Annotated in this window: 17 protein-coding genes; 15 read left to right on the top strand and 2 right to left on the bottom strand. The window is 62.4% G+C overall.

Translation table 11 applies throughout. The features are described 5' to 3' along the window. Positions 1–822, bottom strand: a complete 822-nt coding sequence (gene dapD, locus VDP81_RS01390) for a 2,3,4,5-tetrahydropyridine-2,6-dicarboxylate N-succinyltransferase (RefSeq protein WP_322994775.1) — start codon at positions 820–822, stop codon at positions 1–3. A gap of 157 nt (positions 823–979) precedes the next feature. Between dapD and VDP81_RS01385 the strand changes: the two genes are divergently transcribed. The 3 genes from VDP81_RS01385 to VDP81_RS01375 all read left to right on the top strand — a co-directional run bounded on the left by VDP81_RS01385 (position 980) and on the right by VDP81_RS01375 (position 5,211). After that, a complete protein-coding gene (locus VDP81_RS01385) occupies positions 980–3,310 on the top strand; it encodes a sulfatase-like hydrolase/transferase (protein ID WP_323011325.1) in 2,331 nt (776 codons plus the stop codon). Beyond that, positions 3,297–4,463, top strand: coding sequence for a formylglycine-generating enzyme family protein (locus VDP81_RS01380; protein WP_323011324.1), 1,167 nt, complete (start codon positions 3,297–3,299; stop codon positions 4,461–4,463). Before VDP81_RS01385 ends, VDP81_RS01380 begins: the two co-directional genes overlap by 14 nt. A gap of 70 nt (positions 4,464–4,533) precedes the next feature. Continuing rightward, entirely contained in the window at positions 4,534–5,211 is a 678-nt protein-coding gene (locus tag VDP81_RS01375; RefSeq protein ID WP_323011323.1) for an A24 family peptidase, read from the top strand. Positions 5,212–5,222: 11 nt separating this feature from the next. On the opposite strand, the gene VDP81_RS01370 is transcribed toward VDP81_RS01375, so the two are convergent. Beyond that, positions 5,223–5,681 carry a hypothetical protein gene (locus tag VDP81_RS01370; RefSeq protein ID WP_323011322.1) on the bottom strand — a complete coding sequence of 153 codons (459 nt, stop codon included), beginning with the start codon at positions 5,679–5,681 and terminating at the stop codon, positions 5,223–5,225. A gap of 90 nt (positions 5,682–5,771) precedes the next feature. Between VDP81_RS01370 and gspG the strand changes: the two genes are divergently transcribed. Genes gspG through gspF form a run of 12 tightly spaced genes read left to right on the top strand, consistent with a single transcriptional unit; the run spans position 5,772 to position 16,020 of the window. Continuing rightward, positions 5,772–6,134 (top strand): type II secretion system major pseudopilin GspG, encoded by a 363-nt coding sequence (gspG, locus tag VDP81_RS01365; RefSeq protein WP_416233237.1) that lies wholly within the window; start codon positions 5,772–5,774, stop codon positions 6,132–6,134. After that, positions 6,103–6,627 (top strand): prepilin-type N-terminal cleavage/methylation domain-containing protein, encoded by a 525-nt coding sequence (locus VDP81_RS01360; protein WP_323011320.1) that lies wholly within the window; start codon positions 6,103–6,105, stop codon positions 6,625–6,627. Before gspG ends, VDP81_RS01360 begins: the two co-directional genes overlap by 32 nt. Continuing rightward, a complete protein-coding gene (gene gspI / locus VDP81_RS01355) occupies positions 6,624–6,989 on the top strand; it encodes a type II secretion system minor pseudopilin GspI (protein ID WP_322994781.1) in 366 nt (121 codons plus the stop codon). The genes VDP81_RS01360 and gspI overlap by 4 nt, the downstream gene beginning before the upstream one ends. Beyond that, positions 6,986–7,651: a prepilin-type N-terminal cleavage/methylation domain-containing protein gene (locus VDP81_RS01350; RefSeq protein WP_323011319.1), complete on the top strand. Its 666-nt coding sequence runs from the start codon at positions 6,986–6,988 to the stop codon at positions 7,649–7,651. Before gspI ends, VDP81_RS01350 begins: the two co-directional genes overlap by 4 nt. Beyond that, complete coding sequence (gspK, locus tag VDP81_RS01345) at positions 7,648–8,547, top strand: type II secretion system minor pseudopilin GspK (RefSeq protein ID WP_322994783.1); 900 nt, start codon at positions 7,648–7,650, stop codon at positions 8,545–8,547. Before VDP81_RS01350 ends, gspK begins: the two co-directional genes overlap by 4 nt. Continuing rightward, complete coding sequence (gspL, locus tag VDP81_RS01340; RefSeq protein ID WP_323011318.1) at positions 8,540–9,571, top strand: type II secretion system protein GspL; 1,032 nt, start codon at positions 8,540–8,542, stop codon at positions 9,569–9,571. The genes gspK and gspL overlap by 8 nt, the downstream gene beginning before the upstream one ends. After that, entirely contained in the window at positions 9,568–10,158 is a 591-nt protein-coding gene (gene gspM, locus VDP81_RS01335; RefSeq protein WP_322994785.1) for a type II secretion system protein GspM, read from the top strand. Before gspL ends, gspM begins: the two co-directional genes overlap by 4 nt. Beyond that, positions 10,155–10,919 carry a type II secretion system protein N gene (gene gspN, locus VDP81_RS01330; protein ID WP_322994786.1) on the top strand — a complete coding sequence of 255 codons (765 nt, stop codon included), beginning with the start codon at positions 10,155–10,157 and terminating at the stop codon, positions 10,917–10,919. The genes gspM and gspN overlap by 4 nt, the downstream gene beginning before the upstream one ends. 4 nt (positions 10,920–10,923) lie before the next feature. Further along, on the top strand, positions 10,924–12,309 hold the full coding sequence (locus VDP81_RS01325; protein WP_416233199.1) for a secretin N-terminal domain-containing protein: 1,386 nt from the start codon (positions 10,924–10,926) through the stop codon (positions 12,307–12,309). Further along, complete coding sequence (gene gspD / locus VDP81_RS01320; protein ID WP_323011316.1) at positions 12,209–13,378, top strand: type II secretion system secretin GspD; 1,170 nt, start codon at positions 12,209–12,211, stop codon at positions 13,376–13,378. Before VDP81_RS01325 ends, gspD begins: the two co-directional genes overlap by 101 nt. Next, entirely contained in the window at positions 13,375–14,796 is a 1,422-nt protein-coding gene (gene gspE / locus VDP81_RS01315; protein WP_322994788.1) for a type II secretion system ATPase GspE, read from the top strand. The genes gspD and gspE overlap by 4 nt, the downstream gene beginning before the upstream one ends. Positions 14,797–14,814: 18 nt before the next feature. Next, complete coding sequence (gene gspF, locus VDP81_RS01310; RefSeq protein ID WP_322994789.1) at positions 14,815–16,020, top strand: type II secretion system inner membrane protein GspF; 1,206 nt, start codon at positions 14,815–14,817, stop codon at positions 16,018–16,020. Positions 16,021–16,045: the final 25 nt, after the last annotated feature.

The following is a 16,045-nucleotide window of genomic DNA, read 5'->3' as shown; positions in this document are numbered from 1 at the left end:
TCAGGCCCGCAGCAGGTCGTTGATGCTGGTTTTTGCCCGGGTCCGGGCATCGACGCGTTTGACGATGACCGCGCAAGCCAGGCTGTGGCTGCCGTCGGCAGCGGGCAGTGAACCCGGCACCACGACCGATCCAGCCGGCACTCGGCCGTAGTGGATTTCTCCTGTGGCGCGATCGTAGATCTTGGTGCTTTGCGAGATGAACACCCCCATGGCCAGGACTGAGTTTTCCTCGATGATCACCCCTTCGACGACTTCAGAGCGGGCGCCGATGAAGCAGTTGTCTTCGATGATGGTGGGACCGGCCTGCAGGGGTTCCAGCACGCCGCCGATGCCCACTCCGCCCGACAAGTGCACATGACTGCCAATTTGTGCGCAGGACCCGACCGTGGCCCAGGTGTCTATCATGGTGCCCGCGCCCACGTAGGCGCCGATATTCACATAGGATGGCATCAGAACTACGTCCGGGCCGATGTATGCGCCACGGCGTACGGTCGCCGTGGGAACCACGCGAAACCCGCCTTGCTCGAAATCCGCTGGGGAATAGTCCTGGAACTTGAGCCCGACTTTATCGTAATAGCGCAGCGGCCCCTGTCCCACCAATTGGTTGTCGTTCAGCCTGAAAGACAGCAACACGGCTTTTTTGATCCATTGCTGCACTTGCCACTGACCATCAATTTTTTCTGCGACTCGCAAAGATCCATTGTCCAGCCCAGCCAGGGTCTGCTCGATGGCAGTGATGAGATCAGTCGGCGCATGGCCTGGGCTGAAGGATGCCCGGTCTTCCCAGGCGGCGTCGATGAGGTGGCGTACCGGTGTGTTCATGATTGTGAACTCGACTGATTGCCGATCGTGGTTTGGCGTCGGCAAAATAAAAAGCGGAATGAATTTTAACAGTCTCATCGATCATGCAAAAAAACAGTTTTCTTGACATGGATCAAATTTCTATCAAAAATAAAATAGGGTCAATCAAGGAATAACAATGATCAGCAATGGGGATAAGCGCTTGATAACGTGGTGTGCGGCAGTATTTGCCACGCTGCTTTTGGCGGGCTGTGACAACGGAGGGTCCAGCGATGTGGCTGCCAATGAACCCGGCAGCGATAAGCCCAACATCCTGTTTGTCATGATGGATGATGTCGGGATCGATCAGATGACGTCGTTTGGCTATGGCGGGGCCAATGCTCCCCGAATGCCTCATATGGATGCGGTGGCCCAGGCTGGCGTGCGTTTTCGCAATACGTGGGCGCAGCCGGAATGTTCGCCGGCGCGGGCGGGCTTTTTTGCGGGTCGATATCCCACCCGCACGCATATCTATCAGGCCATTGGTGAAAATGACCTGGCCAATGCCCAGTTGTCGCCCTACGAGGTCACCACCCCGAAGCTGCTGAAGCAAGCCGGTTACCAAAGCGCCATGTTCGGCAAGTTCCACTTGGCCGGCCCGCATAACAACCCGGCTGAATACAACGCCCCCGGGGTTTTGGGTTGGGATTATTTCTATGGCTGGATCGACGGCATGCCGCCCGCGATCGACACCACGGCGGGGGGCTTGTCCAGCCATACCAATACAGCATATTCCTGCGGTTTTGTGCCAAAGTCGGAATCCAACCAGGGGGCTTGCTTTTACAGCCCTGACAGCAATCGTCCTGCGGTGGCTGCGCCGCTGGACCCAGCCTCAAAGGATGCCGCAGGCCTGCAGTGCGTGACCTCAGGCGGGCTGTTTGTGCCTGGGGCCAGCCCGGCGGACGCGCGCCCGGCATTTTTGAATTTCGATATCGACCAATACAATGCCTACTATGTGTCGCCTTTGCTGATCGTCGATCATGGCCAGATTACCCGCGACCCCAGGGTTGATCCGCCCATTCGCGGCTACCGCACCACCATCGAGACCAATGCCGCCATCGACTGGATAAAGTCCAGGCCCTCTGGCCAGCCCTGGATGGCCACCGTCAGCTATACCTCGGCGCACACCCCCTGGCAGTCGCCTCCGGGGGGCCTTACATCCGAGCCCGCCACCCCGGTTGATGGCACCGACTGCGTTGGCCTGCCGCGTGGCCGCATGATTCAAAACCGCATGACTGAAGCCATGGATACGGAGTTTGGTCGTCTGCTGGTAGAAACAGGCCTGGCCAGCTACCAGGCGGATGGTTCCTTGCATTACGACCCCAAGGCCAGCAACACCATGATTGTCATCATTGGCGATAACGGCACGCTGGGGCAGGCGGTCAAAAATCCCTTTGATGTATCCCGCGCCAAGGGCACGGCCTATCAGACGGGGGTGTGGGTGCCGCTGATCGTAGCAGGCCCCCTGGTGGCCGAGCCCGGCAGCAAGATCAATCACATGGTCAATGGGGTGGATCTGTTCCAGCTCTTTGGCGAACTGGCCGGTATCGATGTGCACCAGGCGGTTCCGCGCACGCTGGATTCCGTGGGTCTGCGCGACTATCTGGTCAATCCGGCGCAGCCCGCCATGCGCACCGTCAATTTCGCCATCAGCGGGCTGAATCAGCAGGTGGGCGATCAGCGTAATTCGCCTTGTGTGGTTGATCCTGGCCTGCAGGCCGATGGCTCGACCACCACCACGAACTTTGCCGGCAAGACCTGCATGCAGGTGGCCACCAACAAGCACATCTGCGAAGACAATATGGGTATCTGGTGGGGGCCGGATCACGACACGCTGACCGACCTGGCGGGTTATGCTCCCAGCGTGGCGCGCTACAACACGTGTGCCGAAGTCAACAAGGATCTGTATGCCGCCAACCAGGGCGGGCCGCATGCAGGCGAACTCTACACCACGTTCCCGGACCAATCCGTGGCGCTGCGCAATCATGACTACAAGCTGGTGCGCAATACTTTCCTGCTGTTTGATCCCGCACAGCCTGATCCCGTGACGAAAAACACCGAAGAGTTCTATCCAGTCAACGAAGCCGAGGCTCCGCATGGGCAAATCGGGGCCTTGATGCTGGACACGGTAGACAATAATTTATTTGATGCCAATGGCGGTTTCAAGGCCGCCCCCTCACAAGAGGCGGTGGCGGCCTACGAGCAACTGGAATCAAAGCTCAATGCCATGATGGTGGCCAGCCTGGATTGTCCGGGGGATGGCAATATCGATGGTCAGGTCAATCATATTGATATTGACATCTGGAGCCAACTCTCGCAGCATTGGGGGCAATCAAGCCTCTATGATTTCACCGGATTTTCCGCGCCTGATGGCAGTCAATTGCCAGATGGTCTGACAAACAGCTTGGATTACGCGCTCATTTCAGCCCAACAGTCCAAGCCTTGCCCACCGACTTATGGCATTTATTAAACGGATACACCTCAGGTTTTTCTGGTTGACCCTGGCCATCGCGCTGGCGGCTGGGCTGGGGGCTTATGCCTGGTCGGATCGGGTGGCTGTTTCCCAGCCCACCGAGCCTGTGGTCATTGTCGGGGATGGCCAGGGCACGCCGCGCAATATGGCCTGGGTGCCGCCCGGGGTGTTCCAGATGGGCAGCGACAGCAAGCTTGCCCAAAACAACGAAAAACCCGCCCATCCGGTTCAGGTGCATGGGTTTTGGATGGACCTTACCCATATTACCAACGACCAGTTCGCTGATTTCATCAAGGCCACGGGCTACGTCACGACCGCCGAGTCCAAGCCCGACTGGGAAACCATCCGGGTACAGTTGCCGCCCGGCATTCCGCGTCCGCCCGATGCGGTGCTGGTGCCTGGGGCCATGGTGTTCGTCGGGACGCTCGCGCCCGTGGATCTTTCCGACTACAGCCAGTGGTGGCGTTATGTGCCGGGGGCAAACTGGCGCCATCCCCAGGGGCCGGACAGCACCATCGAGGGCAAGGGCGATCACCCGGTCGTGCAGGTCAGCTATGCCGATGTGCAGGCTTACGCCAAATGGGCGGGCAAGCGCCTGCCCACCGAGGCCGAATGGGAATACGCCGCCCGCGGCGGGCTGGAACAAGCCACCTATGTCTGGGGCGACGAGCTAAACCCCGACGGCCAGGCCATGGCCAATTACTGGGATAAAAGCCAGCCCACGTTTCCGGTGGTAAAGCCCGAAGCAGGCGGCGCCACCGGCACCTTGCCGGTGACCTCGTTTCCTGCCAATGGCTATGGCTTGTACGACATGACCGGCAATGCCTGGCAATGGGTGGCGGATTGGTATGACGCCCGCTATTTTGCTCAGCAGGCCCAGGCCGCAGCCGGCCAGCCGGTGGATAATCCACGCGGCCCCAAGCAGTCTTATGATCCCTCCGACCCTGGGGTGCCGGCCACCGCCCCTAAGCGCGTTATTCGCGGTGGCTCATTTCTGTGCAACGAAAACTACTGTCTGTCTTATCGCCCCAGTGCGCGCCAGGCGTCCGACCCCTATAGCCCCATGTCACATGTCGGTTTCCGCCTGGTGTCCGATGCTCCTGCGCCTACCCCGCAGCAATCCGCCTTGTTGGTCGCGGCGGCGCATTAGTGCGTAGCAATACGGGTTCCACGGCAAGCGCGGTGTCTGGTCCGATCGTGAGCGGTTTGTTGTTGCCTGCATGATCGATCCCTGGACCCCTTGGCCGGTCAGTCTGACCACTGTGCTCTTGGCGGCACTGGGTTTGTCTGTGCTTCTGTGTCTGGTGCTGGTGCGGCTGGCCTGGTGCCTGCCCAGACGACTGGACCCAGACCTTCCTGCGGTCCCGACCAAATTACACAGGCGCTTGCGGCTGTTTTTTTGCGTGCTGGCACCCTTGCTGGCCTTGGTGTGCGGCTGGCGCTTCGGGGCCACTGGCGCGGCGTTGGCCGCGGTTTTTTTTGTTTGTATCTTGCTGGCCTTGGCCTGGATCGATGCGGAAACCAGTTTTTTGCCTGATTGGCTGACCTTGCCATTGCTGGGGACAGGTTTGCTGGCCAGTGCCTGGGGGGTATTCGCCACCTTCATGGATGCCCTGATCGGGGCGGCGGTCGCTTATCTGGCGCTGTGGTGCCTGTGCCAGGCGTTTTTATGGCTGCGGGGCGTACAGGCCATGGGCGGCGGCGATTTAAAATTATTGGCGGCCCTGGGGGCCTGGCTGGGTTGGATGGCTTTGCCCAGGATATTGCTGATCGCCGCGACGGTGGCTTTGGTGGTAGCCTTGCTGCGTCGGGCTGCTGGGCGGCTGGCAGCAGGCCAGACCTTCGCCTTTGGGCCTTATCTGGCGGGTGCCGGCATCATGGTGTTGTTGGGTGGGTGAATATGGATGATCTAATGCGTCAAGATCGGTTCGAAACCGGCCGCAGCGGGGGCTGGGCTAGGGGCGGCAATATGCTGTATGGTGCCGTCCAGGCTGATGCTGATGCCGTCTGCGGTCATGGTGTCCAGGATCGCCCCGGGCGCCAGGGTATCGCCCAGGCGATAGGCTTGTGCCGGGGCACCATCTACCGACAGCAGTACCGTGCCGCGTGGCCCACCGACAATCAATCCCAGGATTTTAATATGCAACTGACCTCGACCACTGCCGAACCAGGCGACCACGGCGTCCGGGGCTTGGCCCGAAGTGCTGCTTTGCCCCAGTTGGGCCGGCGCGGGGGCCGGGGCCGGGGCCAGCAGCAGCGCCCCCCATATCCCGATGCCGCAGGCAATGGCCAGCAGGGCGATGGCGCGCAGGAAGCTGGGGCCATGCTGATCGATGGCGGCAGGCAGCAATCGGGTAGGCAGGTTCATGAAGAAAGCGGGGTTCGCAAGACTGGGTCGACGGCTCAGTATAGAAGCCCCCGCTCATTGCCACAACGTGGCTTTTCCCTGATCGAAATCATGGTGGTCGTGGTCATCATGGGGGTGCTGGCGGCATTGATTGTGCCCAATGTCATGGATCGGCCGGATCAGGCACGGGTGATTGCCGCCCGTCAGGATGTAGCATCCATCATGCAGGCGCTTAAGCTATACCGCCTGGATCATGGCCGTTATCCGACGTCCGAGCAGGGTTTGTCGGCGCTGATCGGTGGGAAAAACGGACAGACAGCTTATATGGATCGGATGCCGGTCGATCCTTGGGGCTCGCCCTATCAATATCTCAATCCTGGCGTACATGGCGAGATCGACGTGTTTTCCCTGGGGGCTGATAGTCAGCCGGGGGGGGAGGGCAATGATGCCGAAGTCGGTTCCTGGGGCCGCTGAAGCCAGTCGACAAGGCGGATTTTCGCTGATCGAGATGATGGTGGTGTTGCTGATTATCGGCATTGCCGCCTCGCTGGCAACTGTGTCGGCCTTTGGCGACTCATCGCGCCGTGCCTTGCAACAAGAAGCAGATCGCCTGGCCGTGCTGTTTGCAACGGCGCAGACTCAGGCACGGGCGACCGGACAGGTCATTCTTTGGCATCCAGCGCCGCATGGCTATGCCTTTCAACGGATTCCCCGTCGCCTGCTGCTGCCGTCGCGGGTGGCGATGGGCGCGGGGCGCGTGCTGGATACGGAGTTTCCGGCTGATTCTCCATTGCGTCCCCGGCAATGGCCCGAGGGGCTGGATATTGTGGTCAGCGTGCAGCCCGACGCGGTGCTGCGGTTTGATGCGGACTGGGTGCATGCGCCTTTGCAGATTGACTTGCGTTCGGGGCGCCAGCAGGTGCAGATTCTACGCCGAGGGGATGGCAGCTACGAGGTCCGGCAGTGAGTCCTGGTCAACGCGGCTTTACCCTGATCGAAGTCTTGGTGGCCCTGGCCATCGTCGGGGTGGCGTTGGCGGCCAGCATCCGGGCATTGGGTCAGGGGGTCAACAGCACACAGGCGCTGCAGCAGCGCAGCCTGGCGATGCTGTCGGCCAGTAATGTATTGGCCGACATGCAGCTGCAACAGGGTTTTCCACCCCAGGGCAAATCCCGGCAGGCCTGTCCTCAGGGGGGGCTGGCCCTGCAATGCGAACAAATCGTGCGGGCGACGCCCAACGTCCGTTTCAGGCGTGTCACCATCCAGGTGCGTCTGGGCGATGGCCCTGTCCTGGCGGAATTGGATGGCTTGGCGTCGCGGCTGCCATGAAGGCGCTGCATTCCGCCCAGCGGGGCCTGACGCTCATCGAGGTGCTGGTTGCGCTGGTGCTGCTGGCTCTGCTCAGTCTGATTGCCTGGCGTGGCCTGGATGCCGTGTCCGGGGCCACCGAGCGCCTGGGTGCCCAGGCCCGGGAGACGCAGTCCCTGATGCAGGTTTTTGGACAACTGGAACGGGATTTGCAATTGCAGGCGGGGCCGGATGTGCTGCTTGCCTGGGCGTTGGTCTCGGATCGGCCCTCTGCGCGAATTCAGCTATTACCGCGCACGCCCGGCATGTCCTGGGATCAGGTCGACGGCCTGCGCTTGGTGCGTGCGGCAGGCGGTGGCCAATGGCAGCAGATTCATTGGTTTTATACACAAGGCGGCTTGTTTCGGGCGGCGGGGCAGCCTGGTTATGGATTGCCTTTGCCCGCGCCCGGCGCGCCTGTCCAGTTACTGGATCAGGTCACGGCCTGGTCTTTGCGGGTCTGGGTGCCGGGTCGTGGCTGGACTGAACCCGATCGGCTGCGGGTGGCCGCAGCGGCGCCCGCAGGGACTGCGCCAGTGCGTGGGACCAGCCAGGATGAAGGCCTCGTCGGCCTGGAGTTTTCGATGCTGCAGGGCAGAGATGACTCTGCCCTGCCTTATCGTTCCGTGGTCCTGTTGCCATGAAGAATCCGGATCAGTCCCAGCGCGGGGTCGCGATTATTATGGCCTTGCTGGTCGTGATGGTGGCCGCCATTCTCGCCACGGCCCTGATAGACCATCAGGGCCAGTGGCTGGCGCGACTACGCATTGAGCGCAATCTCACGCAGGGCCAGTGGCTGTTGCGCGGCGGGCTGGATTGGTCGCGGCTGATTTTGCAGATGGATGCCCGGGATAATGCCACCACGCGGTTGGATGGCTTGTGGACCCAGGCCTTGGCGGATCTTCCCGTGGGGCCGCCGGAAGATCCGCAGCGCGCCCTGTTTTCCGGTCAGATCGAAGACATGCAGGGCCGTTTCAATTTGCTGGATCTCGCGCAGGGCGGTCAGATCAGGCCGGCGGCGACCCAGGCGCTGGAGGCTCTGCTGCAGTCTTTGGGCCAGGACCCGACATGGGCGGGGCCGATTGCCCGCCGCGTGGCCGACAGCCAGCCTGCCGCAGGTCGTGCGCCGCGTGCGCTGGGGCTGCAGGACGTGTCAGATCTGACGGCGGTCGCTGGCTTGCCTGCAGACTTGCCTGGGGTGCTGGATGCTTTTGTGGCCGTCATTCCCGAGACGGTTTCCATCAATATCAATACGGCGCCCGCCGAGGTGCTGGCTGCAGCCGTACCGGAATTGAGCCTGGCAGGCGGCAGGGATTTGGTGGCGCAGCGCCAGCATGGACAGTGGTTTGTGCACCGGGGCGATATTGTCAATCGCCTGCGAGATCTGCCATCCACGGCTTTGCGGCGTCTGGATGTGCGTAGTGATTGGTTCCGGATCACCGGAGAGGTGGTCTTGGATGATACGATTGTCGCTTTGCAAGCCCTGCTGCATCGTGACAAGCAGGGGCGGGCCGTGGTCCGATGGGTTCGCCATGAATAAAAACAAACAGAGACAACACATACGGCTGGCCTTGCCGGCGCTTTGCGATTTGACGCTGGATACACCGCTGGCTTTTGCGCTGCTCGGTCGTGATGGGCGCGTGTTGCGTGCAGGCGAATTACCGTTGCGCGAATTGGCGCCGAGTCTGGGAAACTGGCCTGTGCAGGTGGCTTTGCAGGCCGGGGACGCAGTCGTCGCCAGCGTGGCCGTGCCGCCTGTCCCGGCGCGGCGTTTGTCTGAAGTCGTTTTTAGCGTCATCGAGCCCATGGTTCTGTCCAATCTGTCGCAATTGCTGCTGGCGCATGGGCCGCGTCGGGCCGATGGCAGCGTGGTCGTGGCGTGGGGTGACAGGACGCGATTGGCCCAGGCCTGGGCGCTGCTGCAGGAAGTCGGCCTGCAGCCTGTCTCACTGGTGCCACAGGCTTTGGCCTTGCCTGCGGATGACCCGCAGCCCGCACAATCTCTGGTTTTGCCCGTGGGGCCGCGTTGGCTGGGAGATTGGCCCGCTTGGTCGTTGGCCGACGGCCTGACGGATAACCGAAACGGGCTGGCCCGCTGGCACCGGCCTTTGGTCTGGTCGGGCTTGGCCGTGGCGATCTGGGTGCTGGGCCTGAATCTCTATGCTGGCCAGCAGCAGGGGCGCCTGGATGACTTGAATCAGGCGATGCGGCAGACGGTCGAGCAGGCTTTCCCCCAGATTTCCGTGGTTATCGATCCCCTGCGCCAAGCCCAGCAGCAGCGCGATGCCTTGCGCTTGTCCGGGGGGGATGTCACAGAGACTGATTTTCTGCCCCTGGCCATGGCCGCTGCCGATGTGCTGGGTTTTGCCCAAGGCCAGGTGCGTGCCGTGCAGTATCAGGATGGTGTGCTAAGCCTGGATTTGGTGTCCGGCTATCAGCCGCCCGCCTCATTGGCAGCCTTACAGCAGGCTGCCGCCGCGCGGCATATCCTGGTCGAGCACGACGAGGCGCAGCCGCAGCGCTGGCAGGTCCGCGAAGGGAATGCGGAAGGGGCAAAAAAATGACCCGATTTTTGACGACCTGGCATGCATCATGGTTGCGGCTTTCAGGGCTGGTGATGACACGGGCGGGAGGCATCTGGCGTGGCTTCAGTCCCCGCGAGCGTCGGTTGCTGCAAGTGGCAGGCCTGTTGCTGGCAGGCTTGCTGATCTGGGGACTGGGCGTGCGTCCGGCGTTGCGCACCCTGGATACCGTGCGTGTGCAGCTGCCGACGCTGCAGGGGCAGGCGGCCAGTCTGGACGCGATTGTGCTTGAATCCCAGGTGCTGGCCCGCAGTCGGCATGGCAGCATGACGCCGGAGGCCACTGATCAGGCCTTGCGCGATGGTCTGGCGCAGGCGGGTATAGTCGGCACGCTGACGCGCGAGTCTCCGAACCCGGCTCAAATCACCGAATCCGGCCAGCGCTGGACACTGCAGTTGTCTCAGGTTCCTGCCCCAGCATTGCTGGCTTGGTTGGCTGGTTTGCCGCAGATGGCACGGGTGCGAGTGGCCCAGTTGGCCCTGCAGCGCAGCCATGTGGATGGTCGGGATCGACCTGGTCTGCTGGATGGTCAGGTGGTGCTGATCCTGCCGCCCGAGAGCCGCCCATGATGCGATGGTCGCGTCGGTTTGCTTTGTGGTGTGTGGTCGCTGTGCTTGCAGCGCTGTTGGTCTTGCCGGCGCGCTGGATCATGGCCTGGACGCAGGACACGGCCCTGGTGCGGGTCACGGACGCGCAGGGCAGCGTCTGGTCCGGACAGGCGCGTCTGGCCGTGGGCATTCCAGGACAGCAGCGCAGCCTGCCTGATCTGCTGCGTTGGCATTTCAGCTTGGCCGGGGGGCCGCGCCTGGTGCTGATGCATCCGTGGTTACGCGGGCCGTTGGACCTGTCCCTGAGCTTTAATGGGCTGTCGTTGTCAGGCCAGTCCTTGCGGGCGCCGGCGGCGATGCTGACGACTTTCCATGCCTTGTTCAATTCGCTGGACCTGGGCGGGGAACTGCTGCTGCAGTGGCCCGATTTGCACTTGGGGTGGCGGGGGCGGCCACAGGCCGTGCAGGCCAATGTGGCTGTTCTGCAGGCGCAATGGCGGGCGGCCAGCTCGGCCCTGAGCCAGGTGCGGCCATTGGGCGATTATGATGTGTCCATCACTGCGGCAGGGGCGGGGGGGTATGGACTGCAATTGCGCACGGGCCAAGGACCTTTGTTTCTGCAAGGGGAAGGCACGCTTTCCCAGGCCGGTCGCTTTCAATTTCAGGGGTGGGCCTGGGCCGACCCCGATGCTTCTTCCAATACACAGGCGGCCCTGCGGGGTTTGCTGTCAGCCCTGGGGCCGCAAACCGGTCCTGACGGGCGTCGATCACTGCGGATGTAATTTGATGAATCAAGACCTTGCCTGGACTCACTCGATGAACGCGGCCGGAGATACCGTGCAGCGCACAATCCGGCCTGTTGATCGGCGCGCTTTGCCTGTTGGGCTGCTGCCATTGTTGGGTCTGTTGCTGGTGCTGGGCGGCTGCGCCACCCCCAAGGATTCGTCCGAGCCGCTTGAATCCCCTCTGGTGGTGTATACCGCTGTGGGGTCGAAGCAGGCGGTGCCCGCGCCCCGCTTCGGGGCTGCGCCCGATGCCAAGCAGGCAACCCGACCACGTCGTCTGCAGCCTATTCCGACGCGCCCGGGACCAGATGATTCCTCGGTGGCCAGCCAGCAGGCCGATCTTGGCCAGCCCATTACGCGCCTGAATTTCCAGGAAGCGGAGCTTGGCGGGGTAGTTCGGGCACTGGCCCAGTTCACTGGCCGTAATTTTGTCGTCGATCCGCGTGTCAAGGGTCAATTGACCCTGGTGTCGGACGTGCCGGTCGATGCAGACACGGCCTACGCCATGCTGCTGGGTGCCTTGCGCATGCAGGGTTTTGCCGTGGTGGATATTGATGGGGTCAACCGGGTAGTGCCAGAAGCCGATGCCAAGCTGCTCGGTGGCACGGTTGTGTCCGGGTCCTCCTCGGCCACGGGTGGCGAACTCCAGACGCGCGTTTATCCTTTGCGTTACGAAAATGCGGCGGATCTGATTCCTGTGCTGCGGCCTCTGGTTGCCCCCAACAACACGATCACGGCGCAGGCTGGCAGCAACGCCCTGGTCATCACCGATTATGCCGACAATCTGAATCGCATCGCCCAGGTAATTGCCCGGATCGATACCCCCTTGACCGTCAATACCGATGTGGTGCCGATCGAGTACGGGGTGGCGTTGGATATCGCGTCTTTGGCCCAGCAACTGCTGCAAGACGGTGCCAATCGCAGCAATCAACAGGTGGCGGTGCTGGCCGATCCGCGCAGCAATTCGGTGCTGTTGCGTGCCATCACACCCGAACGCCTGAAGCAGGCGCGTGATCTGATTCTGCGCTTGGACACGCCGGAATCGCGCACAGGCAATCTGCATGTCGTGTATCTGCGCAATGCCCAGGCCACGCACCTGGCCGAAGTCCTGCGTGGGGCCCTGTCCGGTCAGGGCGCGGCGGGCAGTGCCGGGGATGGCAGCATGCCAACGCTGTCCGGTGCTTCCGCCGCTCAGGGGGGGGCCACAGGCTTGCCCGGCGGGTGCGTTGTCCGCCTTGTCTACTTCATCCGACAGCGGCGGCGGGATGGGTGGCGGCGGATTTCCGATGCAGGCATCTTCCAACAGTCAATCTGTGGCGTTTTCCGCCGGAGGAGCCACGATCCAGGCGGACCCCGCCACCAATACCTTGGTCATTTCGGCGCCTGAACCCCTGTATCGCAGCCTGCGCGAAGTCATCGATCAGCTGGACCAGCGCCGTGCCCAGGTCCTGATCGAAAGCCTGATCGTCGAGGTCAATGCGGACAAGGCTGCCGAATTCGGCGTGCAATGGATGGCGGGGGGCAATGGCTTCAATGGTGATGGGGCCGCCGTCTTTGGCGGCGCCAACCTGGGCGGTACCGGGCTGGGTGCCAATGCGGCGAAGACCTTCACCACCATCGACGCGCTGGGCAAGGGGCTGAGCCTGGGGGTGGTCAACGGCACTGTCAATATCCTGGGCAAGCAGGTCCTGAATCTGAGCGTGTTGGCCAATGCCATGCAGCAGCAATCCGGGGTCAATGTGCTGTCCACCCCCAATCTGATGACGTTGGACAATGAACCGGCAAGCATCATCGTCGGCCAGACCGTGCCGTTCGTCACGGGCTCTTACACGACATCGGGTGATGGGGCCAGCAATCCGTTCCAGACCGTGCAGCGTGAAGACGTGGGCCTGACTCTGCGTATCCAGCCGCAGATTTCCGAAGGTGGCACGGTAAAGTTATCGCTTTACCAGGAAGTCAGCAGCGTGGACCCGTCCTCCAATATCAATAGCGGATCGATCATCACGCGCAAGCGTGCGCTGGAGACCAAGGTGCTGGTCGATGATGGTCAGATCATCGTGTTGGGGGGCCTGCTGGAGGACATCATGAACGACACGACAACTGCGGTGCCTTTGCTCAGCGACATTCCCGTGCTGGGCAATTTATTCAAGTACCAGTCGCGTAACCACCGTAAGACCAATCTGATGCTGTTTTTGCGGCCCCATATCGTGCGAACCGCCCAAGATGGCGCCCGTCTGACCTTGGATCGCTATAACTTCATGCGCTCCGCCCAGACCAATCTGCCGATCGAACAATCCTGGCTGATGCCCAACGATGCCATCACCGATCTGCCGGGGCTGCAGCGTGATTCGGCCTCGGGCCTGCTGGATTTGCGCGGTTTCAGGCGTGCCGATGAGGCCAGCCCGGCCAGCTCGGGAGGCGCACCGGCGCAGCCTGCCGTCGTGCCGCAGCCATGAGCAACCGGCTGGCCTATTCCTGGGCGCGCACCTGGCGGGTCTTGTTGCAAGACGGCGTGCAGGGCCAGACATTGACGGTCTCGGAGCGCACGCCCGCCTGGGCCTTGGCCGAGATTCGCCGGGTGCATGGCGTGCTTGAACCACGCGTGATTCCCGATGCGGATCTGGATACCTTGCTGGTGGCCGCCTATGCGCAGACGGGGGATGCAGCGACAGTCGTGGATGAAGCTGCTCAGGATATCGATCTGGACAGGCTGCTGCAGGACCTGCCCGAGATCGAGGATCTGCTGGACACGCATGAAGGCGCCCCCATCATCCGCATGATCAATGCCTTGTTCACCCAGGCCGCGCGGGATGGTGCCAGCGATATCCATATCGAAGCCTTTGAAACCCATTCCGTGGTGCGCTACCGGGTGGATGGCACCTTGCGCGATATCGTCAGCCCGCGCCGAGCCTTGCACAACGCACTGGTGTCGCGCATCAAGGTCATGGCCAACCTGGATATCGCTGAAAAACGCCTGCCCCAGGATGGCCGCATCGGTTTGCGGGTGGGGGGACGGCCTATCGATGTGCGGGTTTCGACCCTGCCCACCGGCCATGGCGAACGCGTGGTGCTGCGCCTGTTGGACAAAGAGGCTGGTCGCCTGCAACTAGAGCGCCTGGGCATGGCCCCCGATGTGCTGCAGGGCCTGGATGAACTCATCCGTCGACCGCATGGCATTGTGCTGGTGACGGGGCCTACGGGCAGCGGTAAAAGCACCACCCTGTATGCCGCGCTGGGGCGCCTGGATGCGTCCACCACCAATATCCTGACGGTCGAAGACCCCATTGAATATGACTTGCCCGGCATTGGCCAGACTCAGGTCAATCCGGCCATTGACCTGACCTTTGCCTCGGCGCTGCGAGCCATTTTGCGCCAGGACCCGGATGTCGTCATGATTGGTGAAATCCGTGACCTGGAAACCGCTGAAATCGCGGTCCAGGCATCCCTGACCGGACACCTGGTGCTGGCGACCCTGCACACCAATGACGCCGTGTCCGCCGTCACCCGCTTGCTGGACATGGGGGTCGAATCGTTCTTGCTGGCCTCGACGCTGCAGGGCGTGTTGGCCCAGCGTCTAGTGCGCAAGCTCTGTCCTCAGTGCCGCATCTTGCACGATGACGGCCATGCCGATTGGCATCCCCAGGGTTGTTCCGCGTGCGGGCATACTGGCTATAGTGGCCGCACCGGGGTGCACGAACTGTTTCTTCTGGATGATGGCTTGCGAACCATGATCCATGGGGGGCAGGGCGAGATGGCCTTGCGTCAGACGGCTGCAGCGCAGGGGATGCGTAGCCTGCACCAGGATGGAGAGCGCTGGATACATGCCGGTGTGACTTCGCGGGCCGAAATCGAGCGCGTCACTCGCGACCGTTGATCCACGCCGAGGACACACATGCCATCCTATCACTACGAAGCGATTAACCAGGCCGGTGGCACCGAGCATGGCCGTCTGGATGCCGACAGCGAACGCAGCGCCCGCCAGCATCTTCGCAATCAGGGCCTGCTGCCCATCAAAGTCGTCGAATCCCGGCGTCAGGGCGCAACACGCCTGGAATGGGGCAGTCGCATCCGCGACCGAGAACTGGGCTGGTTGACGCGCCAACTGGCCAGCCTGCTGGCGGCCAGCCTGCCGCTGGAATCCGCCCTGCGGGTCACGCTGGAACAGGCCGAGCGCCCGCACGTGGCGCGGGTGCTGGCGTCGGTGCGCGACGATGTGCGCGCCGGGCTGCGCCTGGGGCAGGCGTTGGCAGCCCATCCGCGAGACTTTCCCGACATTTACCGCGCCCTGGTCGATGCCGGGGAACAGTCTGGCGATCTGGCCGAGGTGCTGGAGCGTCTGGCTGATTATATGGATACGCGTGGGGCCTTGCGCAGCAAGATTCTCACGGCCTTCATCTATCCTTGCATCGTCACGCTGGTCTCGATTGCCATCGTGATTTTTCTATTGAGCTACGTCGTGCCCCAGGTGGTGGGGGCCTTTAGCCAGGCCCATCAGACCCTGCCGTTGCTGACCCGGCTGATGCTGGCCTTAAGCCATGCCGTGCAGCAGTGGGGGGTGCTGGCCTTGCTGGGTCTGATACTGGTATATGGGTTTTGGCGCCTGTCCCTGCGCCATGAGCCCGCCAGACTGGCTTGGCATGCCCGGGTCTTGCGCCTGCCCCTGGTGGGGCGTTATGTACAAGGGGTCAATGTGGCTCGGTTTGCGGCGACGCTGGCGATCATGACCAGCAGCCGGGTGCCGCTATTGGTGGCCCTGGATGCGGCGGGACGGACCCTGCACAATGCCCGCCTGCAGGCGGCTGTGGTGCAGGCCACGCGCCAGGTACGCGAAGGCAGCCCCCTGGCGCTGGCCTTGCAGGCACAAAAAGTGTTTCCGCCCCTGTTGATCCACTTGGTGGGCAGTGGCGAGCGCACGGGCAAGCTGCCTGCCATGCTGGACCGGGCCGCTGGCGTCCTGGCCACAGACCTGGAGCGCCGGGCCATGACGCTGACCGCCTTGCTGGAACCTTTGATGATTCTGCTGATGGGCGGCATGGTGATGCTGATCGTGCTGGCCGTGATGATGCCCATCATCGAAATGAATCAGCTGATTCAATAGGCCTCGGAGGCCAGCGCAGCACGGC

Source organism: Castellaniella sp. (assembly GCF_034675845.1).
Taxonomy (GTDB): domain Bacteria; phylum Pseudomonadota; class Gammaproteobacteria; order Burkholderiales; family Burkholderiaceae_B; genus Castellaniella.
Note: the sequence above shows the minus strand (reverse complement) of the source record. Positions and strands in the feature narration are given on the sequence as shown.

Excerpts from the sequence above, each read along its gene's own strand:
- dapD (WP_322994775.1), bottom strand. The coding sequence starts at position 822 with ATGAACACACCGGTACGCCACCTCATCGACGCCGCCTGGGAAGACCGG.
- VDP81_RS01385 (WP_323011325.1), top strand. The coding sequence starts at position 980 with ATGATCAGCAATGGGGATAAGCGCTTGATAACGTGGTGTGCGGCAGTA.
- VDP81_RS01380 (WP_323011324.1), top strand. The coding sequence starts at position 3,297 with ATGGCATTTATTAAACGGATACACCTCAGGTTTTTCTGGTTGACCCTG.
- VDP81_RS01375 (WP_323011323.1), top strand. The coding sequence starts at position 4,534 with ATGATCGATCCCTGGACCCCTTGGCCGGTCAGTCTGACCACTGTGCTC.
- VDP81_RS01370 (WP_323011322.1), bottom strand. The coding sequence starts at position 5,681 with ATGAACCTGCCTACCCGATTGCTGCCTGCCGCCATCGATCAGCATGGC.
- gspG (WP_416233237.1), top strand. The coding sequence starts at position 5,772 with ATGGTGGTCGTGGTCATCATGGGGGTGCTGGCGGCATTGATTGTGCCC.
- VDP81_RS01360 (WP_323011320.1), top strand. The coding sequence starts at position 6,103 with ATGATGCCGAAGTCGGTTCCTGGGGCCGCTGAAGCCAGTCGACAAGGC.
- VDP81_RS01350 (WP_323011319.1), top strand. The coding sequence starts at position 6,986 with ATGAAGGCGCTGCATTCCGCCCAGCGGGGCCTGACGCTCATCGAGGTG.
- gspK (WP_322994783.1), top strand. The coding sequence starts at position 7,648 with ATGAAGAATCCGGATCAGTCCCAGCGCGGGGTCGCGATTATTATGGCC.
- gspL (WP_323011318.1), top strand. The coding sequence starts at position 8,540 with ATGAATAAAAACAAACAGAGACAACACATACGGCTGGCCTTGCCGGCG.
- gspM (WP_322994785.1), top strand. The coding sequence starts at position 9,568 with ATGACCCGATTTTTGACGACCTGGCATGCATCATGGTTGCGGCTTTCA.
- gspN (WP_322994786.1), top strand. The coding sequence starts at position 10,155 with ATGATGCGATGGTCGCGTCGGTTTGCTTTGTGGTGTGTGGTCGCTGTG.
- VDP81_RS01325 (WP_416233199.1), top strand. The coding sequence starts at position 10,924 with ATGAATCAAGACCTTGCCTGGACTCACTCGATGAACGCGGCCGGAGAT.
- gspD (WP_323011316.1), top strand. The coding sequence starts at position 12,209 with ATGCAGGCATCTTCCAACAGTCAATCTGTGGCGTTTTCCGCCGGAGGA.
- gspE (WP_322994788.1), top strand. The coding sequence starts at position 13,375 with ATGAGCAACCGGCTGGCCTATTCCTGGGCGCGCACCTGGCGGGTCTTG.
- gspF (WP_322994789.1), top strand. The coding sequence starts at position 14,815 with ATGCCATCCTATCACTACGAAGCGATTAACCAGGCCGGTGGCACCGAG.